The organism is Bacillus sp. AF62, assembly GCF_050312695.1.
Classification (GTDB): Bacteria; Bacillota; Bacilli; order Bacillales; family Bacillaceae_G; genus Bacillus_A; species Bacillus_A cereus.
Genome location: NZ_JBNPJZ010000017.1, coordinates 33410 through 56872, shown reverse-complemented (window position 1 = coordinate 56872; position 23463 = coordinate 33410). Strand labels below are relative to the sequence as shown.

Below are 23463 nucleotides of genomic sequence, written 5' to 3'. Positions count from 1 at the left end.
GCGGAAGTAGTTCAGTGGTAGAATACAACCTTGCCAAGGTTGGGGTCGCGGGTTCGAATCCCGTCTTCCGCTCCAATAAAATTTAATATGGCGGCATAGCCAAGTGGTAAGGCAGAGGTCTGCAAAACCTTTATCACCGGTTCAAATCCGGTTGCCGCCTTTTCTTTTGTGCCGATGTGGCGGAATTGGCAGACGCGCACGACTCAAAATCGTGTTCCTTCGGGAGTGTCGGTTCGACCCCGACCATCGGTATCATGAACGTCGTAAAAAAACTCTATACAATTAGTATAGAGTTTTTTGTTTTCTTTTCATTACATGACAAAATAAGCACAAAAAGTGTACGGTGAGTAAACTGCGAAACATTAAAAGGATAAAAACAAACATTCAATTTTATCCTTTTAATTGCGGTATTTAGAGAGAATTTCTCCACCCGGTGACATGAGGTTAAATCCGACACCACCAGTAGATATTAGTACATTATCAACGGTTAAGTTTGTAATTTCTAAAAACTTCTTTTTAAACTCTTCTCTGTTGTACTTATACATTGTTGAGTGGCACGCCCACATTTGCGTTGAAGTACTTAACCAGTCCCCTAATTCCTTCAATTCAGGAAACGCCTCAAATTGGATTGGTTCATCTAATTTCATGAATCTTACTTGATAGATAGTTGGGTTTAACTTTTCTCCTATTCCTTTAAAAGCATGTGATTTTTTTTCATTTGAATGTGTCATAATTCTCCCTTCATCTTTTCTTTAAATTTTTTCCTATTTTTATTATACAACAGTAGAAAGTAATTATAGGGATATTATGGAAATAAGTATCAGCAATATAAAAAGACTCTAATAGAAATCTTAGAGTCTTTTTTGTTAAATTATATTATGTGATGCTAAAATTCGTAATAAACTTAGGAATTCATGTATAATATAACTTGTCGAAAGAACAAAATGATAGTGATTTATATTATGTCTGTAATATGAATCAAAAATGAACTTTTTATATTTCTTTTAAAAATGTGTTGAACACACATTATATTTCATATTAATATTTTTATGTAGATTTAAAACGAGAAAGAGAGTGGAAAGTATGGGCCGTAAATGGAACAATATTAAAGACAAAAAAGCATCAAAAGATGCAAATACAAGCCGTATATACGCGAAATTTGGACGTGAAATTTATGTGGCGGCAAAACAAGGCGAGCCAGATCCAGAATCAAACCAAGCGCTTAGAGTCGTATTAGAACGTGCGAAAACATACAATGTACCAAGAACAATTATTGATCGTGCAGTTGAAAAAGCAAAAGGCGGTTCAGAGGAAAATTATGACGAGCTTCGTTATGAAGGATTTGGACCAAATGGAGCTATGGTTATTGTAGATACACTTACAAATAACGTAAACCGTACTGCAGCAGATGTACGAGCTGCATTTAGCAAAAACAGTGGTAACATGGGTGTAAACGGTTCTGTAGCTTACATGTTTGATGCGACAGCTGTTATCGGCCTTGAAGGTAAAACATCAGATGAAGTTCTTGAAATTTTAATGGAAGCAGATGTAGATGCACGTGACATTCTAGAAGAAGAAGATGCTGTTATCGTGTATGCTGAACCAGATCAATTCCATTCAGTACAATCTGCACTTAAAGGTGCTGGTGTTGAAGAATTTACAGTTGCAGAATTAACAATGCTTGCACAAAGTGATGTTACACTTCCTGAAGATGCTCAAGTACAATTTGAGAAAATGGTTGATGCATTAGAAGATTTAGAAGATGTACAACAAGTTTACCACAACGTAGACTTAGGAGAGTAATACGATGAAAGCCCCTTTTCGTTTAACGAATAGGGGCTTTTTTTATGAAGTTAATTAAGGTGATGAATTATTAAAGGTATTTTGGTGTAGATAGGGAATATGCTTATAGGGATATATGAAATAACCATTATTTCTAGGAGGCTTAGTATGGAACATAAGACACCAAAGCATATAGTTGCCGTAGCAGGTTATTTAACAAATGAGAAAAATGAAGTGTTATTAACAAAGGTACACTGGCGAGCTGATACGTGGGAAATGCCAGGAGGACAGGTAGAAGAAGGAGAAGCACTCGATCAAGCTGTCTGTAGGGAAATAAAAGAGGAAACAGGGTTAACGGTGAAGCCTATCGGAATTACTGGGGTTTATTATAATGCCTCTATGCACATTCTAGCTGTTGTTTTTAAAGTAGCATATGTGAGTGGCGAAATAAAAATTCAACCTGAAGAAATACAAGAGGCTAAATTTGTTGATTTAAATGAAGAGAACATAGATGAGTATATAACGCGTCCTCATATGAAATCCAGAACGCTTGATGCAATGAGAGTAACACATTGTATTCCGTATGAAACGTGGGAAGTACAGCCATATAATTTAATAGGAAGATTGTAAAGAAAAGAGTAGCTGATTTGAGATACATTCAAATCACTACTCTTTTTTGTATACTGTTTAAGAAAAAGGTCAAAATAATAATAGTGTTAGTATTGATTTATAGAACGTTCGTTCTTTATAATGTATATGTTATATACATTAAGATTACTAGATAGTCAAAAGTATATATATTTGTAGATGATATAATTAAAGTGTAAAGTGAAAATATAATAGCTTTAAGGCTTACTCTGTTATTGGTTATTCGTGATTGAATATAATCTATATTCAATATTTCAGATGAATAGTAGATAAAAAAGGTCTGTGATACAATACTTTTTTACCCCGCTATTTGCCGGGAACGTGATTGGTGAGGGGTGATTAAAGTTTCACTTTATACCTTACAATGATGTAAGGTACGTGTAAGAGAAATCGATGGGATATTTTTTTACAACAATGTATTCTTAAAGTAAGAGTTATATGCTGTGTGGAAAAGAGGTGTTCAAGATGAAAGAACGAGTATTATCTATGGTGAACTATCATCAAAAAGTTGCATTAAATCCAATGACTAAACTTTTTTATAAAGCCATTATATTATTATTATTGTTAAGTTGTACGTTATTATTCATTGGAAATGTAATGATTGAGAAAAGTGACATTAGTAAATTACATGTACCGGCTAATTTAGAGGTGCCAGAATCATTAACACATGCATTTATTGCGACAGAAGATAAAAGATTTTATCATCATAACGGTTTAGATTATATAGCAATTATTAGGGCCTCTGTTGAGAATATAAAGGCTGGTGGTGTCGTGCAAGGAGGAAGCACGATTACACAGCAGCTATCTAAAAATGCTTTTTTAACTAATGAGCGTACATTTTCTCGTAAGTGGAAAGAGATTTTTTATACGAAAAAAATTGAACGCACATTTACGAAGGATGAAATTTTAAAATTATATGTAAGTAACATTTATTATGGTGAAGGAGCATGGGGAATTGAAAAAGCAGCAAACCTTTACTTCGGTAAAAAGGTGAACCAATTAACGTTGGCTGAAAGTGCAATGATGGCTGCTGTAGTAAAAGCACCTGCTTATTACTCACCTGCCCAAAATTATGATAAAGCAGTAGAGAGACGAAATGTCGTTTTGAGACTAATGGAGAAAGAAGGCTATATAAGCCATGATGAGTATGTTCAAGCAGTTAGTGAGAAATTAGTAATTCGTCATGATATAAAAATAGAGCAGTCGATGTTAAATAGTGCGCGTAAAAAAGCAGTAAGTTAAGAGAAGTTCCTACAGAGGAGCTTCTTTTTTTTGAATAAATTGTGACAAATTGTGACACAATATCGTCACAATTATTGTGTTTTTGTAATTTATGTGAGCGTGTTCATTGCGTGACGTATATAAGTGTTGATATTATGTGTATTGTGTACAATGCTGTATACAGAATATGAAATTAAAGAGGAATGTATATGAAATCAAATAAACTCATGGCTCTTGGTATAGTTTTTTCTATCGCAGTATTGATTGTAATTGGAACAATTGCGTATAGCATCATAAATGACAAAAAAGATAAAGGGAATGAGATGTTTGCTTATTCCACGCAACAATCTTTAGGGAAAGATGATGCTCCAGTTAAGGTAGTTGAATTTGGAGACTTTAAATGTCCTGCTTGTCGTACTTGGGATGTAACAGTATTACCTCGATTAAAAGAAGAGTATATTGATAAAGGCAAAGTGCAGTTATATTTTATTAACTTCCCATTTATCGGAAAAGACTCGGATTTAGGTGCAGCAGCTGGTGAAGCAATTTATAAACAAGATAAAGATTCATTCTGGATTTTCTATGATGAGATTTATCAAAATCAAAAGAAAGATACGGAAGAATGGATTACAGAAGATTTGCTTCTTAGCATTGTGAAAGAGAAACTTCCAAAAGTTGATGTAGAGCAATTTAAGAAAGATTTACACAGTAAAGAAATTACAGAAAAAGTACGTAAAGATTCAGATCGTGCTCAAAAATTAAAAGTTCAAGGTGCTCCTTCAGTATATGTAAACGGAAATCTTGCAAACCCTGATTTCGATAGTATGAAGAAGGCCATTGATAAAGAATTGAAAAAGTGATGAGGTCTCTCATCACTTTTTCGACTTTTTTCGATAAAATTCTTGCCTCTATTTTTTTAACATGCTATACTACTTTACATAAGTTATTCTAATATCTTATATGTAATTCATATTTGCGGGTGTAGTTTAGTGGTAAAACAAGAGCCTTCCAAGCTCTGGTCGAGAGTTCGATTCTCTTCACCCGCTCCAAATTTTATTAAATGTTTTTCTATAAATTGTGATCAACGCAGTGTTTCGTTTCCGAGATAAACGAGGCATTGCGTTTTTTAATGTTTGAAAAATATAATTACATGCGAAAATAGAAGTGAATAATAGTATTCCAAAAGTGAATTACTAACCAATAAAGTCGTTACATAAGGGATGATGGATTCATCTGAGGAGGCGATTAAGAGTGGATTTTGAAAAATTAAAGCAAGATGTAATTGCGTATAGTAAAACAATTGGCATAGATAAAATAGGCTTTGCGAGTGCTTCTCCTTTTGAGGAATTAAAGCAGCGCTTAATCCAGCAACAACAATTAAATTATCAATCTGGATTTGAAGAGCCTGATATAGAGAAGAGAACGAATCCGCAACTTTTATTACCGGGTGCTAAATCAATTATTGCGATTGCTTTAGCATATCCTTCAAAATTAAAAAATGCACCATTAAGTAAGCGTGGAGAACGCCGTGGAATTTTTTGCCGTGCTTCTTGGGGACAAGATTATCATCTTGTTTTACGAGATCGTTTGCAAAAATTAGAAGCATATTTAATTGAAAAACTTCCAGATATAGAAGTGAAGTCCATGGTTGATACAGGTGAATTAAGTGATCGAGCTGTATCAGAGCGTGCAGGCATTGGCTGGAGTGGGAAAAACTGTGCTATTATTACACCTGAATTCGGTTCGTACGTATACTTAGGGGAAATGATTACAAATGTTCCATTCCCGCCAGATAAGCCGATAGAAGATCAATGCGGGGGCTGTACGAAATGTATCGATATTTGTCCTACAGGTGCTTTAATACAGGGGGGACAGTTAGATTCGAAGAAGTGTATTGCGTTTTTAACACAGACGAAAGGATTCCTACCTGAAGAATATCGCGATAAAATAGGAAATCGTATATATGGATGTGATACGTGTCAGACTGTTTGCCCGAAAAACAAAGGAATGGATTTTCATAATCATCCTGAGATGGAGCCGGATCCTGAGCTAGTTAAACCATTATTAACGCCACTTTTAACAATTAGTAATCGTGATTTTAAAGAGAAATATGGGATTATGTCAGGGTCATGGAGAGGGAAAAAGCCACTGCAAAGAAATGCGATTTTAGCATTAGCACATTTTAAAGAAGCATCGGCAATTCCTGATTTAATTGGTGTTATGAAAGATGACCCAAGACCGGTATTGCGCGGAACGGCAGCATGGGCACTTGGGAAAATTGGGGGAGATGGAGTAGGCGAAGCGATTGAGAAAGCGATTGAACGTGAGAAAGATGAAGAAGTACTTCATGAAATGAATCGCGGGCTTGAATTGTTAGCACAGAAAAAAGAGTAGATAATATTTCCCTTTTTCATATTGTAATATGGGAGGGAAACGAAATGGCTGTAAAAATGAATATTGAAAAGCAAGTACAACAGTTTTTAGCATATATCACAGAGAAACGAACAGACGTGGATGGTATTGCTGAGGATTTACTACAAATGGCACAGAGAAAGAAACAATTGTTTCAAAGGCGTAGTGCACATATAGTGAAAGCAATTGCGGATGTTTCTTTCATTAGACAATTAAATAGTAATGACCATCAAGAAATTGATTATCAAATACATTTTAAATATTTAATTAAGCATAAAGAATTATTTTATATTGAAGAGGAACAATTAAAACGAAGAGTTTGTTTAAATAATAGTCGGATTATAGGCGATTATGATATTGAAGTGTCAGAAGAAATTAGAATGGGTGAGACATTAGAAAGGGAAATTACGAAAGAGAAGTACGGTTCTTATCAGTATAATCGTTTAGAGGCAGTGAAATATGCAGAGCGTTGGTGGGATGACCGAAATCCTATGTATCGTAATTTCCCTGATAATTGTACGAATTTCATTTCTCAATGTCTTCATACTGGAGAAGTACCTATGAACGGATATCCTAATATTCGTAAAGGATGGTGGCAAAGGGAGAATCAGTGGAGTTGGAGCTGGGCTGTTGCACATTCTTTTTATTGGTATTTGTCAGGTGCTACAACAGGACTTCGAGCAGAGGCGGTAGAGAGGCCAGAAGAACTTATTCTTGGAGATGTAATTGCTTATGATTTCGAGGATGACGGAAGATGGAATCATACGACGATTGTAGTAGCAAAAGATGCAGATGGTATGCCGCTTGTAAATGCACATTCAGCGAATAGCCGTCGACGTTATTGGAACTATGAAGACTCTAGTAAATATACACCACAAATGAAATATAAATTCTTTCATATTATTAATGGGTAGAGATTTTTCGCTCAAGTGGTATAATACGTAGTAGACAAAAAACAGAGGTGAATATCGCGTGGGAGTACATGTTGTTTTATATCAGCCAGAAATTCCAGCAAATACAGGAAATATTGCTCGTACTTGTGCAGCAACTGGAACAGAATTACATTTGATTAGACCGCTTGGATTTTCAACGGATGATAAAATGTTAAAGCGTGCAGGATTAGATTATTGGCAGCACGTGAAAATTACGTATTATGATTCAATTGAAGAATTTTATGAAAAAAATAAAGACGGTGAATTCTTCTATTTAACAAAGTATGGCGAGAAAGCTCATACAGCGTTTGACTATAGCAAGCGCGAGAAGGATTACTATTTTGTATTTGGAAGAGAAACAAACGGCTTACCAGCTAATGTAATCGAAGAAAACTTTGATCATTGTTTACGTATTCCAATGACAGATAAAGTACGTTCATTAAATTTATCTAATACAGCAGCAATTTTAATTTATGAAGCGTTCCGTCAACAAAATTACCCTGGATTAGATTTAGAAATCGTTTATTAAAAGTCGCCATATGGCGACTTTTTTTTATAAAATAAAAATAATATATAATCATACATTTAAAAGAGAGGACATAATCATATAGAATGGGATATATGATTAAAAATAGATAAGACGGGTTGAGATAAATATGAAGGAAGAATATAGTAATCAAAATACCTTTTTAAGTATGATAGATATGGATTTAATTAGACAAGGATTATTACATGCTATTCAAGATTTAGTATTTATATTGAAAGTTATTGATGATGAAACGTTTAAATATATGTATGTGAATAAAATAGGAATGGATTATGCTAGGTTAAGCGAAGAGTGCTATGGAAAAACTTTTGCAGAAGTATTACCAAAAGATATAGCGGGGATATTGCAAAGGCAATATGAAAAAGTAGTGAGAGAAGCGAAAGCACACACTTTTTGTGATGTAGTCAAATTACCAAAAGGTGAGATACATTATGAATCTTCACTTAATCCTGTCTGCGATGAAGAAGGAATATGTCAATTTGTTATTTGTATTACAAGAGATATTACAGCTCAAATTGAGGAGAAGACAGAGATAGAGGAAAAACAAATGTTATTTAAGTCGTTACTGGAATATAATAATGACTCAATTATATCTATAGATTCTATAGGGAGAGTTACATATGCAAACCCGGCAACGTATGAAATATTTGGATACCGGTATGAGGAATTAAATAATAAATTTATTTTTGAATTCATTAATAAAGAATATGAAAAAGATTTTCAAATTATATTTAAGGGATCGATGCAAGGAAAAGCAAAACAAATTGTTTCAAAGAAATATATTCATAAAGAAGGGTACGAGCTATATATTTCTTTGAGAACTATCCCGATTATTGTGAACGGTGAAATTGTTGGAGTTTATATTGTTACGAGAGATGTTACAAGGCAAGTATTAAACGAAATGCGAACAGAATATTTAGCTTACTATGACCAGTTAACGGGATTAATGAATAGAATTTCATGTGCAAATAAGTTAAATACTTTTTTAAATGAGAGTATAAATTTTGCGCTTGTATTTATAGATTTAGATGAGTTTCATCGTATTAATGATACATTTGGTCATAAAGAGGGAGATAAAGTATTACAAAAAGTTACAGAATGTTTAAGCAATCTAAAAATAGAAGGTATGCACTTATTTAGAGAACACGATGATCAATTTGTTATGTTAATAGAAAATATAACGAAAGAATGTGTAGAGGAAGTTGCAAAAAGCATACTGAAAAATATTAGTGAATATTTTGTAATCGAAGAAGAAGATGTATATTTAAGTGCGTCAATTGGAATTGTAATGGCTCCAGCAGATGGAGAAGATGAAAAAATACTATTTCAGAGGGTCGATGCTGCTTTAGAAAAAGCAAAAGAAAAAGGAAAAGGACATTATCATTTTTATTGTAGTGGATTAGACTGTGAGCGTGAACAAAGGTTTATAATAGAAAACCAGTTACATCGTGCTATAGAAAAAAATGAATTTTTCTTATATTATCAGCCACAAATTAATATTGAGACGAAAAAAATAGCTAGTATGGAAGCTTTAATAAGGTGGGAGAATAAGGAATTAGGATTTGTTTCTCCAAACCAATTTATTCCGTTGGCAGAAAGAACAGGATTTATTATTAAGCTCGATGAATGGGTAGTAAATCAAGTGTGTCAGCAACTGCGCGAATGGTTAAATAAAGGATATGAAGTGGTCCCAATCGCAGTTAATATTTCAGCTAGACACTTTCGCTCTATTACATTAATAGAGATGATTACACGGGCTTTAAATAAGTACAATGTACCAGCTCATTTATTAGCGATAGAGGTTACAGAAGGAGCTCTTATACATAAAGATATATCGAAGAGAGTGTTACTACAATTAAAAGAACAAAATTTAAAGATTCATTTAGATGATTTTGGAACAGGCTATTCATCTTTAAGTTACTTAAAAACATATCCAATTGATACTTTAAAAATTGATCGTTCTTTTATGGAAGGTATACATATAGATGAACGTGATACGAATATTACAGCTGCAATTATTCATTTAGCTCATACTTTAGAATTGAATGTAATTGCAGAGGGAGTAGAAAAAAAGGAGCAAATACAGTTTTTGAAAGAAAAGAATGTGAAGCTTGTACAAGGTTATTATTATAGCCGACCACTATCCAAATATGATATGGAAAATATGTATTATAAATAATGCATAAAAAAATGATGTGCTAAAAGCACATCATTTTTTATGTGTACCTGGTTTGTCATTGTAACCGGATGTAAAAATCGCTGTAAGAAATGTGAGTGATACACCTAAAATTAATAATAATTTCATACTAATATCCTCCTTACTTTTTTCGGTTCACGAGTTTTATTTATTACCCAAAATGTATGTAAGGTTCTTAGAAGAAAAGAATTTATTTATAATGAATAGCAGTGTAAAAACGTTAATACCTATATTATACAGAATTTTCTTTGAATTTTGGAGAGAATTTTAGCGTGCTATTATATATTTCGTTTTGATTTAAAGAATGTTTAAGGACATCCTAGCATACCTTTTATAATAATCCGATTGAACAAGGAGATGGGGGAGGAGCTATAATGGATATTCTAAAAAAGATTGAACAGCATCGAGCAGCAGAAGAACGTTTACAATGGGAAGGTACGTTTGCGGAGTATTTGGAGCTTGTGAAAGAAAGACCATGGGTGGCTCAAACAGCACACTCTCGCATTTACAATATGATAAAAGATGCCGGAATTGAAGAAGTTGATGGTAGAAGAAAGTATAACTTCTTTAGTAATCAGCTCTTTGGATTAGAGGATGCTCTAGAACGTCTTGTAGAGGAATATTTTCATCCATCTGCAAAACGATTAGATGTTAGAAAAAGAATTTTATTATTAATGGGTCCTGTTAGTGGAGGGAAATCAACGTTAGTTACGATGTTGAAACGAGGATTAGAAACATATTCAAGAACAGATCGCGGAGCAATTTTTGCAATTAAAGGATGCCCAATGCATGAGGATCCACTGCATTTAATTCCACATCATTTACGAGATGATTTCTTTGATGAGTATGGAGTTAGAATTGAAGGGAATTTATCACCACTAAATGTCATGCGTTTAGAGCAAGAATACGGATCAAGAATTGAGGATGTAGTTGTAGAGCGTATTTTCTTCTCTGAAGATCGCCGTACAGGGATTGGTACATTTAGCCCGTCTGATCCAAAATCACAGGATATTGCAGATTTAACAGGTAGTCTGGACTTTTCTACGATTGCAGAATATGGTTCAGAATCAGATCCGCGTGCGTATCGATTTGATGGAGAATTAAATAAGGCAAACCGAGGAATGATGGAGTTCCAAGAGATGTTAAAATGCGATGAGAAGTTTTTATGGCACTTATTATCGCTTACGCAAGAAGGGAATTTCAAAGCGGGAAGATTTGCGCTTATTTCAGCAGATGAATTAATTGTAGCGCATACGAATGAAACAGAGTATCGCTCATTTATAGCAAATAAGAAAAATGAAGCATTACACTCAAGAATTATTGTAATGCCAGTTCCTTATAATTTACGAGTAAGTGAAGAAGAACATATTTATGAAAAAATGATTCGTGAAAGTGATGTGTCGAATGTTCACATTGCACCACATACACTTCGCGTTGCAGCAATGTTCACTATTTTAACTCGTTTAAAAGATCCGAAGCGTCCGGATATTGATTTAATTAAAAAGATGCGTTTGTATGATGGAGAAACGGTAGAAGGTTATAATGCGATTGATGTAGAAGAATTACAACGCGAATATCAAGATGAAGGCATGAAGGGTATTGATCCTCGTTATGTCATTAACCGAATTTCGTCTACAATCATTCGAAAAGAGGTACCATCTATTAACGCGTTAGATGTACTTAGATCTTTAAAAGATGGGCTGGATCAGCATCCATCGATTAGTAATGAAGACCGTGAACGTTATATGAATTTCATCTCATTAGCGAGAAAAGAATACGATGAAATCGCGAAGAAAGAAGTACAAAAAGCGTTTGTTTATTCATATGAAGAATCAGCTAAGACGCTTATGGATAATTACTTAGATAACGTCGAGGCGTACTGCAATAAATCGAAATTACGTGATCCGTTAACAGGGGAAGAAATGAGTCCAGATGAAAAACTAATGCGCTCAATTGAAGAGCAAATTGGAATTTCAGAAAATGCTAAGAAAGCATTCCGTGAAGAGATTTTAATTCGCATTTCTGCTTATGCCCGTAAAGGAAAACGCTTTGATTATAATTCACATGAACGTCTTCGTGAAGCGATTCAGAAAAAACTATTTGCTGATTTAAAAGATATAGTGAAAATTACAACATCAACGAAAACACCGGACGAAAATCAGCTTAAGAAAATCAATGATGTTGTTGCGCGTTTAATTGATGAGCATGGCTATAATTCTTCTTCAGCAAATGAATTACTACGCTATGTAGGTAGCTTGTTAAACCGATAGTTTGATAACAAAACGCTGTCTCTTGTATTTTGCGGGACAGCGTTTTATTATCCGTTCATATGTGTGTAAAGTGTCATACCTTGTCCAAATGTAATAAATTAAGATGCAATTTGATGAATTTATTGTCAATTATTTTTACAATATGCATATGATAGAGTAACCAACCATTCATACGAAAAAAGCCAACACAATACAATATGTTGCAAAGTAAAAATGTGTGCAACAATGCATTGTGTTTCTTTCTTATCAGTGGCTGAATATTTCTTTCTATTATGTGAGTGGCAAAATTTTGTTTAGGATGCTCGGGGTATTGTATGAAAAACGTTATAAATGTTTATGGGATGATTTTCTATGGGCAGTTACCTTTCAAATATTCTAGCTTGCACATTACAGAACAAAATTTGTAGCTTGCTGTTCATACAGGAAGACAATTACAGTAAGGAGGGAAAGGAATGGGCGAAGAAAATCAACCAAATTATACGATTTCACAGGAAAACTGGTCCCTCCATCGCAAAGGATATGACGACCAACAGCGCCATCAAGAAAAAGTACAAGAGGCAATTAAGAATAATTTACCCGATCTTGTAACAGAAGAAAGTATAGTTATGTCTAATGGCAAGGATGTTGTAAAAATACCAATTCGTTCTCTAGATGAATATAAGATTAGATACAATTATGATAAAAATAAACATGTAGGGCAAGGAAACGGTGACAGCAAAGTTGGTGATGTCGTTGCGAGAGATGGATCAGGTGGTCAAAAACAAAAAGGGCCAGGAAAAGGGCAAAGAGCAGGAGATGCAGCTGGGGAAGATTACTATGAAGCTGAAGTCTCTATTTTAGAATTAGAGCAAGCGTTTTTCAGAGAGTTAGAACTGCCTAATTTAAAGAGAAAAGAAATAGATGAAAACCGGATTGAACATGTTGAATTTAATGACATTAGAAAAACAGGATTATGGGGAAATATCGATAAGAAACGAACAATGATATCCGCATATAAACGAAATGCGATGCGTGGTAAAGCATCTTTCCATCCAATTCATCAAGAAGATTTAAAGTTCCGCACTTGGAATGAAGTATTAAAGCCAGATTCAAAGGCTGTTGTCTTAGCGATGATGGATACGAGTGGATCGATGGGAATGTGGGAGAAGTATATGGCACGTAGCTTCTTTTTCTGGATGACAAGATTTTTACGCACAAAGTATGAAACAGTTGATATTGAATTTATTGCTCATCATACAGAAGCGAAAGTCGTTACAGAAGAAGAATTTTTCTCAAAAGGAGAAAGTGGCGGAACAATCTGCTCCTCCGTATACAAAAAAGCACTCGAGCTAATCGATAATAAATATTCACCAGACCGCTATAATATTTATCCATTCCATTTTTCAGATGGTGATAATTTAACATCAGATAATGCTAGATGTGTAAAGCTTGTGGAAGAATTAATGAAGAAATGTAATATGTTTGGATATGGGGAAGTGAATCAGTACAACCGCCATAGTACCCTCATGTCAGCCTATAAAAATATTAAAGATGAGAATTTTAGATATTATATTTTAAAGCAAAAAGCAGACGTATTCCATGCGATGAAGAGCTTTTTTAAAGAAGAAACCGGAGAAAAAATGGCATAACCCCCTTAAAAAGGGGTTATTTTTTTGTAAACTTTTTATTTTTCCAGTTGACAATAATAATGAAAATCATTGTCATTTGTTCGAGAGATGATTACATTTCGAATTATATATTTCGGAGGAGATGTAAAGTTGAAACAAAATAAAAGAAAACGTATAAATGCAATAGTTATAGCTGCCTGAAAGAATTTTTATTAAAGGAAAATTAAAATATCTATTTTTTATCTTTAGTCAAGAATGCTTGTAGTTAATTAAAAAAAGAGTCAATCTTTCAATTGATGTTTAGAAGTCGTAATATAAATGATTAAATAGATTTTAGTTAATTATAATAGTTTTTTGCCACTTGTTTGTTGTGCGTAAATAGTTTTTTCGTAATATCTCGTAAAGTAAAAAGGATATAATAAATCTTAAACTCTTTTGGAACAGAGTTGTAATTTTTCATTTAAAATAAGAAAGTATGTTTTTTTCAGGTTATTAACATTGGGGAAATTTTGAAATTAAAAAAGTTCGCCGAATCATCATGGGATAAATTTGGGGTGGTGAGGTTATGAAGAATGTCATTCTATGTATATAGTATTTATACGTGTAAAGAATTACTTTATATAACATGTTCTGTATACAAAAGTGAGGATTGGAATAAAATTTAATTTTTTATATTCCTTTTATAAATGTGAAATCTGTAAGGTATCCATTTTTTTCTGCGTTAGCAAAAGTATATCAATAATAATAATGTATATTTTAATATTGTTGGGAGAATGAATCTACGTTCTATTGCACGCTGCAACTAATAATTTAATAAATGGAGTAGGGCTGCCTTATGATCTATTTCTATTTTCTATAAATTTTAGTTCGATTTAAAGCATAATAAAATCCTTTTTTGGATTTTATTATATAAATAAATGGGTATAACTGGGTTTGCGGAGTTTGACGCTTTCCCCTTTTTCAAAGTAAAATGAAAACACTAAGGAGGGAAAATAGTGGAAATTAAATCTATGCATCTCAATATTAAGATTAGAATAGTTACATCTTTTTTAACTCGTACAGTAGGAATTATGATTTTTCCATTTATGGCGATTTATTTTTCCATAAAATTAGGAGCAGCATTAGCAGGATTTTTATTGTTATTAAATGTAATTACATCACTTATTGTAGGACTATATGGAGGTTATATTTCTGATATATTAGGACGCAAGAAGGTCATGATTATCGGACAAGTGATACAGGTGATTTCTATCGCCTGTATGGGGATTGTGAACTCAAATTATATTGATTCACCTTGGTTTACATTTTTGTTTATGCTTATAAATAGCATTGGTGCCGGATTAATGAATCCGGCAGCAGAAGCAATGTTAATTGATGTGAGTACACCAGAAAATAGAAAAATGATGTACAGTATTAATTACTGGGCAGTCAACTTGTCTATAGCGATTGGTGCTATTCTTGGAGGGATTCTTTTTGAACAATATCGATTTCAATTATTTATGCTATTGACAGGTATTGCATCATTAACATTATATTTGATTACAGTTTATATGGAAGAAGTGTATGTAGTTCAAAAGAAAATAGAAAAGAAAAATGTGTTGCAGGACATGGTAAAGAATTATGGAGTTGTAGTAAAAGATCGAGCATTTATGGTACTGTGCTGTGCAAGTCTATGTACATTGTCATTAGAATTCCAAATCAATAATTATATCGGAGTCCGTCTGCAACAGGAATTTGAAACGATAACATTTTCATTCTGGAATGGGAATCACTTTGATTTAACAGGTATCCGTATGCTCAGTTGGATCTCCGCTGAGAATACAGTATGCATCGTTCTATTTTCAGCTTTTATCGTGAAGTTTATGAAATATTTTCATGACCGAAAAGTACTATTTATTGGGTTATTTTTGTATACAATGGGATTTATGATATTGGGATCAAGTAATAGCTTGTGGATTTTATTACTAGCAGGTCTACTTCAAACGATAGGAGAGATGATGTATGTTCCAGTAAGTCAGTCACTTCGAGCAGATATGGCCCGTGCTGACGCTAGGAGTTCGTATATGGCTATTAACGGAATGATATTTCAAATTGCAAAAATGGTTGGAGCGCTTGGAATTATGATGGGTTCTCTAATTAATTCTTGGGGGAGGAGCATCTTATTTGGGTTAATAGGGATAATTAGTATTCTGTTATTTAAGAAAGCACTTGTTATGTCTCAATATCGATTTGGGAAGGTAGAAAAGATAATGTAATGATATAACGAAGCTACTTGTTTTTACATGACAAGTAGCTTTTAGGAAAATATTAAGGTATCTCTTCCTTTTTTATAATAATTATATAAATAATACATTTTCAATTAATAGTAAGAATATAAAATAATCTAAATGGAAAAGAAGATATTGAATGTGAAATCAACTTAAAGATGGTGCAATAGTCATTATTTTGTATAATGAAAGAATTCGATTTTGGTAAAAAATACGAATAAGAGAATGTATAAGGACACTTGTAAAAACGATTACAATTGTGAAGAATAAAAAATGAATTCGGAGAAGAGCGAAATGGGGATACATACAAAAAAAATGATTAAAAGCTTAGAACAAAAAATGGCGTTTTGCGTAAAGGTAGTATTTAAATCAATACGAAATGATGAAGAAAAAAAAATTAATGAAGTTATTCATAACAGTATAAGCGATATTAATATGATGTTGAGTCTAATTGAGACCTATATGAAGGTTGAAAAAGAATCTACAAAAGAACTAAAACAGCTTCAAAAAAAATTAATACAAACCCGATCCTATATTGAATTTGAATGTAACAAGTTAAAAATTAGTATTTAAAAGATGATCAAAAATGTAATTATATCTTTGCATATAACTATATGGGGTGAATTTAATTGGGGCACTTTTGGATTTGGTATAAATTGTGAGTTGGAAGGCCTTTAGAGGGAAATGTGTATAAAAAAATGTTTAATTTAACCGATATAATAAGAGAGTTTTAAACTTACTATACGAGAATATATATTAGTACAGATAATTATGTTTTCTATACATATAGATTTCAACGCATAAAAAAACAATATAAGGAGATACATGAAACGAGGAAAGTTTATGGAAATATACGCGGTTAAAATAATTGATATAAATAGTGAGCAGTTAGACGAGTTAAGTTTATTAATTGATTCAAGGAAAAGACATAGAATAAAAAAGTATGTGAAAAAAAAGAATAAGCTTCAGACATTAATGGGAGAAATATTGTTAAGATCGATAATTATTCAAAAGCTTAACATTAATAATAAAGATATCATATTTAATAATGATTATTATGGAAAACCGCACTTGAAGAATTATCCAAATGTTTTTTTAATCTGTCTCATTCTGGAGATTTTGTTGTATGTGCATTTGATGAGTATCCAGTAGGAATTGATATAGAAAAAATAAAAGACATTGAATACGAGGATTTAGCTAAAAATTTTTTTACCAACAGAGAGTATGATTATATTATGAAAAATGATTTGGATCAACAATTGAATAAATTTTATGATATATGGACATTAAAAGAGAGTTACATTAAGTGTTGTGGCAAAGGTTTATCCCTTTCTTTGAAATCTTTTTCGATTGAAATAAGTGGATTAAAAGAAATTAATGTAATTATGGGATGTAGTTATACGGATCATAAGTTACAAATTCTAGAATTCGAATTTGGATATAGAATGGCTGTTTGTACATTAAATAAAGAAAATTTTCCTTATATAAAAACAGTAAATCAAAGTGAATTAATTGATACATATAAGAGGCTCTACAATGTATAGTGCCAATGACTTTTGTATACTAATCCTAGAATTAGATAAAATATAAACGGAAGTCTTTATTTTATCACTCTGTATATGAAAATATAATATGATTTAAAAGAAAACTTGTATGATTGGTGTCTGCAAAGGAATTTTAGAATGGAAAACCGCGCTATAAATATTGTGAGAGAAGGATATAAACTTTATCCTCTAAATTTGAACTAGCTTAAATAATCAAATCTTTTATGCAATAAAAGACTTGATGCTAGAACGTCAGGATAATAAAGGTAGAAAGGAGTAGAAACAACTTGTATGAAAGGTTATTAATTATGAAAAAAGCAGAGGTTCACAATAATGGAATATTCATCGAAAAAATTATAAAGTATTTTGCTTTTTATTCTATATTCAGTTCAATATTCAAGATATATCCAATAAATATAAAACAAGCGGTTTTTGTGTCCATTATTACAGTGCTTTTAATAGTAAATGACTATGCTAGAGTTAAATTTCAAAATAAACTTAATTCATTTTGGTATTCTCTCTCTTTTATTGGGAGTAATGTTCTTGCTGGTGTTTTACTATATGAAGTCTATTGTATTGGATCACAAATTTATATAATCATTTTACTTATTGAAATTATTGTTACAACTAAAGAAATACCAAGATTTATATTAGGGTTGCATTTTATTATCTATTTAATCGCCCTTAAAATTGCTAATACGAATATAAAAGATATACTAACTTCTTATTTGGTCATTATGTCAATCCTCTATCTTTTTAGAAATATTTTGTTGGAAAAAGAAAAAATACAAATATTAAATCAAGAATTAAAGGTGGCAAACACAACTCTTAAAGAATACTCGGAAAAAATAAAAGAATTAACCATTTCTAAGGAAAGAACAAGAATAGCTCAGGAACTTCACGATTCTCTTGGTCATTATCTAGTTGCACTGACGATGAATCTGGAATATGCTGCAAAAGTTGTAGATATAGAGCCGGAGAAAGTGAAGAATGTAATAAAAAAATCGCAAAATTTGTCAAGGGATTGTATCCTAAATCTGAGACAAGCCGTGGCGTTGTTAAATGCTAATCCTGTCCAAAAAGGATTGCGTAAATCGATTGAAGAGATTTTTGGGAATTTCCGTGAAACTAGCGGAATAGAATTCGAATTAGAAATAAATGAAGCAGTTGAATTTGTTAATCCGGATATTAAAAATTGTCTTTATAAAACAGTACAAGAAGCAATAACGAATGGAATAAAGCATGGTAATGCAAAAAAATTCTCCATAAAGATACATAAAAATTATGATCAGATTTTACTAATTATAATGAATGAAGGTGCAAGATGTACAAATGTTGTCAAATCGAATGGGATTAACGGCATAGAAAGCAGAATTATTGCGCTTGGTGGGGAGGTTCATTTTTATTCAGATGATCACTCAGGGTTTATTGTAAAAGCTAGTATACCTGAGATTATCGACCTTTAATCATGTGAGATGAATATCCACTTTCTCAAAATATTAAGGAGGCAATCACATGGATGTTGTTATAGTAGATGACCAGCAAATTGTTAGAGAAGGATTGAAAATGATTTTGAGTCTTCATGAGGAAATTAATATTGTCGGTGAGGCTTCTAATGGTGAGGAATTGTTAGAGCTTCTCTCATATATATGCCCTGAAATTATTTTAATGGATATAAGAATGCCGATAATGGACGGTATAATAGCAACAAAGTTGGTTAAAGAAAAGTATCCTAAAATTAAAGTTATTATTCTTACAACGTTTAATGATAGTGAATATATTTTTACGGGGCTTAAAAATGGAGCAGATGGCTATATCCTTAAAGATTCAGATTCACAAGAGATAATTGATTCAATTAAAACAGCTTTTGAAGGGAATATTCTTTTGAATCCTAAGATTACACTGAAAGTTGTAAAAGCATTAAATTCAGTGAATTATAAAGAGGCAGTTAAAGCAGAATTTAATGAGAATAAACAACTTTCGAACTTGCTTACACCAAGAGAACTGGAAGTCGCAAAACATATTATGGAAGGGAAGAGTAATAAAGCAATTAGTAATGAGTTATTTATAACTGAAGGTACCGTTAAGAATTATGTTTCAAGAATACTCGAAAAATTGGACTTAAATAACAGAACAGAGTTGACTTTGTATTTACAGAAATTCATTTGATTAAGATTAATCTTCTTAGAGTTTTTATAATATCAAGATAATCTTTACACATATTTGATGAGCATGTATAAATGTTATTATTTTATTAACTAGCATTCTTTTAAAGTCATAAGCCAGAGTCTATATAACACATATTATTATAATGTAGCGAAAAAGGGATTAATCTTATGATTCATCCCTTTTTTACTATACATATTGACATAGTGAAAAAATATTCAGTAAATAAGCGCAAGGAGCACTCTCACTTTATGCTAAACACTTCATATTTTATTGTCATATATCTTTAGTCTATTTAAAGAAAATAATCGAGAAATTTCTAACACTATCTTAATTATTCCTAATAAATAAGTTCATATATGACTAAAGTAATGGATTAATTAACATCTAAAGTAATACGTTAATTGAGTACTATAGTAAATAGCAAAGAAATTCATACAGAGATAAAATATAAGAACAGAGATAAAATATAAGAACACAGATATTCAAAGGAGTGTGTGACATATGCTCGAATTAAAAAATTTAACAAAAAAATATAACGAATTCATTGCTGTTAATAATATTTCACTAAATGTAGAAAAGGGAGAGATATTTGGTTTGCTAGGCCCTAATGGTGCGGGGAAATCTACAATGGTTTCCATGATAAGCACTGTACTTTCACCGACTAGTGGAATAATAAAGATTGATAATAAATCTCTTAAAGAAGAGCCTATAGAAATTAAAAAAATAATGGGAATTGTACCACAGGATTTAGCATTGTATGAAACTTTAAGTGCTAAGGAAAATTTAAATTTCTTTGGGAGTTTGTATGGACTTTCAGGGAAGAGACTAAAGGAAAGAACTAATGAAGTATTAGAAATCATTGAGTTAACAGATAAACAGAATCAGAATGTATCTGAATTTTCTGGAGGTATGAAACGTCGAGTTAATATTGGTGCTGCTCTTATGAATAATCCCAAATTGTTAATTTTGGATGAGCCTACAGTAGGGATCGATCCACAGTCAAGAAATCATATCCTTGAAACAGTAAAAAAACTAAATAAAGAAAAAGGAATGACAGTTATTTACACTAGCCATTATATGGAAGAGGTAGAGTATTTATGTGAAAAAGTGGCAATAGTGGATCACGGATCTCTTATTGCTTTAGGAACAAAAGAAGAACTTAAAGAAAATTTAGATGCATGTGATACCTTAACCGTAAATTACAGAGACGCAAGTAAAGAGGCTCTCAGACAGTTAAATAATATCCATGGTATTAGAAACGTAACAATAGAAAAACAACAAATTTCTATGCTTATATCATCTAAAGAACGAACTGTCATGGATATTTTAGATGATATTAAGGATTTAGGAATTAAACTTACAAGCTTCAAGTATGAAGAAGTAAATTTAGAAAGTATTTTCCTTCAGATAACAGGTAAAAACTTAAGAGAGTAGTAGGGGGAAGCGATTTTGAAAAAGTTATTGAACTTATTTTTTTCTGGACTTCAGATTATTAACAAAAAATAAGTTATTCTATTTAAAGCTAATACTGTTTCCATCAATACTTATTCTCATTTTAGGTACAGTATTTAGTGATTCGGATTCGAAAATCGAAGCTTTTGATGTAGCATTTTATAATGCCGATGCCGGCGATCAAGTTTCGCTAGGGGATGTTTTGAAAGAAAAGGCTTTTAAACAAGATAATCTTAAAGAAATCATTAATTTAAAAGAAGTAAAAAATTATGATGATGGAAAAAGGTTGGTAAAAGAAGGAGAGGTAGCAGCTTTTGTGTATGTGCCGAAGGGATTCACAAAAGCCGTCATGAATGATGAAAAAACAAGTATTGACCTAATAGGAAATAACAATAAAACAATGAATAAAAATGTAGTTGAAACAGTTTTGGATAGCTTTAGTAGAAGTGTTAAAACAATGAGTGTTGAGCAAAAAGAGATTGTAAAACAAATACACGATGCCAATAATACTCCAAAAGATAAAGTTGAGAAAGTAATTAATCATTTATTAAATAATAATGGTATTTCAGTTAAAATCGATAAAACTGCTACAAACAAGAATGCAGTTTCAATTGATTCAATGCAGTACTATTCAATAGCTATGGTTGTCATGTTTTCAATTATGACAGCATTTGTACTTGTTCATGGTATAGTGGATGAGAGACAGAATCATACTTTATTCAGAATAAAATCTACACCTACGCTTAATATACAGTATGTGTTAGGTAAACTTATTGGAATTATTTTTGCAATTTTAATGCAAATGGCCGCAGTAATCTTTATAAGCCGAATTATATTCCAAATGAATTGGGGTAACCTTTTTGATATTTTTATCATTACAATCGTTTATGCTTTTGCTATAGGCAGTGTCATTCTATTTTGGGGATTCACCGCAAAGGATCATGTCTCAGTTTCGAGTATGGCTTCTCCTATTCTTTATATTTTTAGCTTTTTAGGAGGAAGTTTTATCTCAAAAAATAGTTTACCTGATAGTCTACGTGTTATTCAGGAAATTATCCCGAATGGGAAAGCTATAAATTGTTATTTGAAAGTTAAACAGGGTCTAGGTTTTGAAGATATATATATTGATTTACTCCAGCTTATGGGTATAGGAATAATTTTTGTATTTATTAACATTATGGTGTACAAACGGAAGGAGGTGGCATAGTAGTGCAAATGATTGCAATGATAAAACATCAGCTGAAGTTAATGTTTAGAAATAGACTAGCGATTTTTGCAACTATTACAGTCCCTTTAATTCTTACATTCTTATTTTCTTTTTCACAGAGTAGTGATAAACAAGAAAAATTATATTTAGTTGATGCAGATAACAGTGTTTACTCAAATCAATTGATTGAAATGATTCAGGAACATAAAAACGTTAAGACGATAAATGTGACTGAAAATAATTTAAAAAAGAAAATTGATGATCAGGATATTCCTTTTGGACTAGTAATAGAAAAAGATTTTGGGAATAATATATCGCCAGGGGAAGATTTGAAAATTAAATTTATAGAAAATTACGAAAATGGGAGCGGAGTTTTATTAAAACAGCTCATAACGAATGAAGTTGGCACACTAAAAAAAGTGATAGGGGATTCTAAATATGTGTCAGAGCAATTAGGTTTGGATGATGAAGAGATAGCAAAAAATATATTTAGGGGAATAAAAGACAGTTCGCAGATAACGCTAAATGATAAAACACTAAGTAATGGTCAAAAAGAACAAGATAATACAACTGCAAGATTAATAGGGTTCTTAGTCATGTTTATCTGGTTTGTTGTAATTCAAGGATTAAGAACATTAATTGATGAAAAAGAAAATAATACATTTAGCAGGTTATTAAGTACACCTGTTAATTATCACAAGTATATTGTATCAAAAATGGCTGCAACTTATATAGTTGGGATTGTCCACGTTATAGTAATTATACTCGCAGGTAAATATCTGTTGAAAATCGGTATTGGTCATAATGTATTTGCTATAGGTTTAATATTATCTGTTTATTTATTTGCTCTTATTAGTATAACCATGATAATGATTCCGTTTATGAAAAGTCAAAAACAGTTTACATCATCTGCTTCAATTATTATAGCTGTGAGCGGTATGGTTGGAGGATCCTTTTATTCTTTAGAAATTGCTCCAAAATACATGCAGAGTATTTCAAAATTTACTCCTGAGGCGTGGGCAATTCAATCTTTAAATGATGTTATTTTTAATAAAAGTCCTATAGGATCAGAATTAATACCAATTGGTATTTTTATAGGAATTGGATTATTAAGCTTAATCGTATCTACTTATAAGTAGGGAAATGAAAACACTGAATAGTTGAATTTTTAGGAAGTAATACATGGTGTGTAATTAAGTACTTTAAAT

General features: G+C 32.0%; 19 protein-coding genes, 4 tRNA genes and 1 pseudogene. 23 read left to right on the top strand and 1 reads right to left on the bottom strand.

Translation table 11 applies throughout. The features are described 5' to 3' along the window. The 3 genes from ACQRBL_RS02765 to ACQRBL_RS02755 all read left to right on the top strand — a co-directional run bounded on the left by ACQRBL_RS02765 (nucleotide 1) and on the right by ACQRBL_RS02755 (nucleotide 252). Nucleotides 1-75: transfer RNA gene (locus tag ACQRBL_RS02765), tRNA-Gly, on the top strand. A 14-nt stretch (nucleotides 76-89) separates the two neighbouring features. Further along, a tRNA-Cys gene (locus ACQRBL_RS02760) sits at nucleotides 90-160 on the top strand. 10 nt (nucleotides 161-170) lie between these two features. Continuing rightward, nucleotides 171-252, top strand: a tRNA-Leu gene (locus ACQRBL_RS02755). A 159-nt stretch (nucleotides 253-411) separates the two neighbouring features. On the opposite strand, the pseudogene ACQRBL_RS02750 reads toward ACQRBL_RS02755, so the two are convergent. Continuing rightward, a pseudogene (locus tag ACQRBL_RS02750) lies at nucleotides 412-731 on the bottom strand (DUF3884 family protein). A gap of 352 nt (nucleotides 732-1083) precedes the next feature. On the opposite strand from ACQRBL_RS02750, the gene ACQRBL_RS02745 reads away from it, so the two are divergent. The 20 genes from ACQRBL_RS02745 to ACQRBL_RS02650 all read left to right on the top strand — a co-directional run bounded on the left by ACQRBL_RS02745 (nucleotide 1084) and on the right by ACQRBL_RS02650 (nucleotide 23394). Further along, nucleotides 1084-1803 (top strand): YebC/PmpR family DNA-binding transcriptional regulator, encoded by a 720-nt coding sequence (locus ACQRBL_RS02745; RefSeq protein WP_000532949.1) that lies wholly within the window; start codon nucleotides 1084-1086, stop codon nucleotides 1801-1803. Nucleotides 1804-1950: 147 nt separating this feature from the next. Beyond that, on the top strand, nucleotides 1951-2412 hold the full coding sequence (locus ACQRBL_RS02740) for an NUDIX hydrolase (protein WP_023521008.1): 462 nt from the start codon (nucleotides 1951-1953) through the stop codon (nucleotides 2410-2412). 483 nt (nucleotides 2413-2895) lie between these two features. Beyond that, a complete protein-coding gene (locus ACQRBL_RS02735; protein ID WP_411996369.1) occupies nucleotides 2896-3672 on the top strand; it encodes a transglycosylase domain-containing protein in 777 nt (258 codons plus the stop codon). Nucleotides 3673-3860: 188 nt separating this feature from the next. After that, nucleotides 3861-4511 (top strand): DsbA family protein, encoded by a 651-nt coding sequence (locus tag ACQRBL_RS02730; protein WP_000841308.1) that lies wholly within the window; start codon nucleotides 3861-3863, stop codon nucleotides 4509-4511. Nucleotides 4512-4626: 115 nt separating this feature from the next. Next, nucleotides 4627-4700 (top strand) — tRNA-Gly (locus tag ACQRBL_RS02725). Between the two features lie 202 nt (nucleotides 4701-4902). After that, the gene (gene queG, locus ACQRBL_RS02720) at nucleotides 4903-6045 is read left to right on the top strand and encodes a tRNA epoxyqueuosine(34) reductase QueG (protein WP_089170377.1); all 1143 of its coding nucleotides are present in this window, start codon (nucleotides 4903-4905) and stop codon (nucleotides 6043-6045) included. Between the two features lie 44 nt (nucleotides 6046-6089). After that, nucleotides 6090-6977: an amidase domain-containing protein gene (locus ACQRBL_RS02715; protein WP_000279322.1), complete on the top strand. Its 888-nt coding sequence runs from the start codon at nucleotides 6090-6092 to the stop codon at nucleotides 6975-6977. A 58-nt stretch (nucleotides 6978-7035) separates the two neighbouring features. Then, entirely contained in the window at nucleotides 7036-7524 is a 489-nt protein-coding gene (trmL, locus tag ACQRBL_RS02710) for a tRNA (uridine(34)/cytosine(34)/5-carboxymethylaminomethyluridine(34)-2'-O)-methyltransferase TrmL (protein WP_000538147.1), read from the top strand. A 127-nt stretch (nucleotides 7525-7651) separates the two neighbouring features. After that, nucleotides 7652-9721 carry a sensor domain-containing protein gene (locus ACQRBL_RS02705; RefSeq protein WP_088021006.1) on the top strand — a complete coding sequence of 690 codons (2070 nt, stop codon included), beginning with the start codon at nucleotides 7652-7654 and terminating at the stop codon, nucleotides 9719-9721. Nucleotides 9722-10113: 392 nt separating this feature from the next. Further along, nucleotides 10114-12009 carry a PrkA family serine protein kinase gene (locus ACQRBL_RS02700; RefSeq protein WP_000353273.1) on the top strand — a complete coding sequence of 632 codons (1896 nt, stop codon included), beginning with the start codon at nucleotides 10114-10116 and terminating at the stop codon, nucleotides 12007-12009. A 452-nt stretch (nucleotides 12010-12461) separates the two neighbouring features. Further along, complete coding sequence (gene yhbH / locus ACQRBL_RS02695; RefSeq protein WP_411996370.1) at nucleotides 12462-13637, top strand: sporulation protein YhbH; 1176 nt, start codon at nucleotides 12462-12464, stop codon at nucleotides 13635-13637. A 989-nt stretch (nucleotides 13638-14626) separates the two neighbouring features. Further along, nucleotides 14627-15871 (top strand): MDR family MFS transporter, encoded by a 1245-nt coding sequence (locus ACQRBL_RS02690; protein ID WP_411996379.1) that lies wholly within the window; start codon nucleotides 14627-14629, stop codon nucleotides 15869-15871. A 306-nt stretch (nucleotides 15872-16177) separates the two neighbouring features. After that, nucleotides 16178-16456 (top strand): hypothetical protein, encoded by a 279-nt coding sequence (locus ACQRBL_RS02685; protein WP_065229712.1) that lies wholly within the window; start codon nucleotides 16178-16180, stop codon nucleotides 16454-16456. Nucleotides 16457-16708: 252 nt separating this feature from the next. Beyond that, the gene (locus tag ACQRBL_RS02680; RefSeq protein ID WP_427733842.1) at nucleotides 16709-17035 is read left to right on the top strand and encodes a hypothetical protein; all 327 of its coding nucleotides are present in this window, start codon (nucleotides 16709-16711) and stop codon (nucleotides 17033-17035) included. Beyond that, nucleotides 16984-17427, top strand: coding sequence for a 4'-phosphopantetheinyl transferase family protein (locus tag ACQRBL_RS02675; protein ID WP_427733851.1), 444 nt, complete (start codon nucleotides 16984-16986; stop codon nucleotides 17425-17427). Before ACQRBL_RS02680 ends, ACQRBL_RS02675 begins: the two co-directional genes overlap by 52 nt. A 308-nt stretch (nucleotides 17428-17735) precedes the next feature. Further along, the gene (locus tag ACQRBL_RS02670; protein ID WP_411996372.1) at nucleotides 17736-18893 is read left to right on the top strand and encodes a sensor histidine kinase; all 1158 of its coding nucleotides are present in this window, start codon (nucleotides 17736-17738) and stop codon (nucleotides 18891-18893) included. Nucleotides 18894-18942: 49 nt separating this feature from the next. Continuing rightward, entirely contained in the window at nucleotides 18943-19596 is a 654-nt protein-coding gene (locus ACQRBL_RS02665) for a response regulator transcription factor (protein ID WP_065229714.1), read from the top strand. A 501-nt stretch (nucleotides 19597-20097) separates the two neighbouring features. After that, nucleotides 20098-21030 (top strand): ABC transporter ATP-binding protein, encoded by a 933-nt coding sequence (locus ACQRBL_RS02660; RefSeq protein ID WP_065229715.1) that lies wholly within the window; start codon nucleotides 20098-20100, stop codon nucleotides 21028-21030. 43 nt (nucleotides 21031-21073) lie between these two features. Then, entirely contained in the window at nucleotides 21074-22255 is a 1182-nt protein-coding gene (locus ACQRBL_RS02655) for an ABC transporter permease (RefSeq protein WP_411996381.1), read from the top strand. 8 nt (nucleotides 22256-22263) lie between these two features. After that, a complete protein-coding gene (locus tag ACQRBL_RS02650; protein ID WP_411996382.1) occupies nucleotides 22264-23394 on the top strand; it encodes an ABC transporter permease in 1131 nt (376 codons plus the stop codon). Nucleotides 23395-23463: the final 69 nt, after the last annotated feature.

What these genes read in the sequence shown, in the direction of transcription:
- ACQRBL_RS02745 (WP_000532949.1), top strand. Translation starts at nt 1,084, where the DNA reads ATGGGCCGTAAATGGAACAATATTAAAGACAAAAAAGCATCAAAAGAT.
- ACQRBL_RS02740 (WP_023521008.1), top strand. Translation starts at nt 1,951, where the DNA reads ATGGAACATAAGACACCAAAGCATATAGTTGCCGTAGCAGGTTATTTA.
- ACQRBL_RS02735 (WP_411996369.1), top strand. Translation starts at nt 2,896, where the DNA reads ATGAAAGAACGAGTATTATCTATGGTGAACTATCATCAAAAAGTTGCA.
- ACQRBL_RS02730 (WP_000841308.1), top strand. Translation starts at nt 3,861, where the DNA reads ATGAAATCAAATAAACTCATGGCTCTTGGTATAGTTTTTTCTATCGCA.
- ACQRBL_RS02715 (WP_000279322.1), top strand. Translation starts at nt 6,090, where the DNA reads ATGGCTGTAAAAATGAATATTGAAAAGCAAGTACAACAGTTTTTAGCA.
- ACQRBL_RS02705 (WP_088021006.1), top strand. Translation starts at nt 7,652, where the DNA reads ATGAAGGAAGAATATAGTAATCAAAATACCTTTTTAAGTATGATAGAT.
- ACQRBL_RS02700 (WP_000353273.1), top strand. Translation starts at nt 10,114, where the DNA reads ATGGATATTCTAAAAAAGATTGAACAGCATCGAGCAGCAGAAGAACGT.
- yhbH (WP_411996370.1), top strand. Translation starts at nt 12,462, where the DNA reads ATGGGCGAAGAAAATCAACCAAATTATACGATTTCACAGGAAAACTGG.
- ACQRBL_RS02690 (WP_411996379.1), top strand. Translation starts at nt 14,627, where the DNA reads ATGCATCTCAATATTAAGATTAGAATAGTTACATCTTTTTTAACTCGT.
- ACQRBL_RS02685 (WP_065229712.1), top strand. Translation starts at nt 16,178, where the DNA reads ATGGGGATACATACAAAAAAAATGATTAAAAGCTTAGAACAAAAAATG.
- ACQRBL_RS02680 (WP_427733842.1), top strand. Translation starts at nt 16,709, where the DNA reads ATGAAACGAGGAAAGTTTATGGAAATATACGCGGTTAAAATAATTGAT.
- ACQRBL_RS02670 (WP_411996372.1), top strand. Translation starts at nt 17,736, where the DNA reads ATGAAAAAAGCAGAGGTTCACAATAATGGAATATTCATCGAAAAAATT.
- ACQRBL_RS02665 (WP_065229714.1), top strand. Translation starts at nt 18,943, where the DNA reads ATGGATGTTGTTATAGTAGATGACCAGCAAATTGTTAGAGAAGGATTG.
- ACQRBL_RS02660 (WP_065229715.1), top strand. Translation starts at nt 20,098, where the DNA reads ATGCTCGAATTAAAAAATTTAACAAAAAAATATAACGAATTCATTGCT.
- ACQRBL_RS02650 (WP_411996382.1), top strand. Translation starts at nt 22,264, where the DNA reads ATGATTGCAATGATAAAACATCAGCTGAAGTTAATGTTTAGAAATAGA.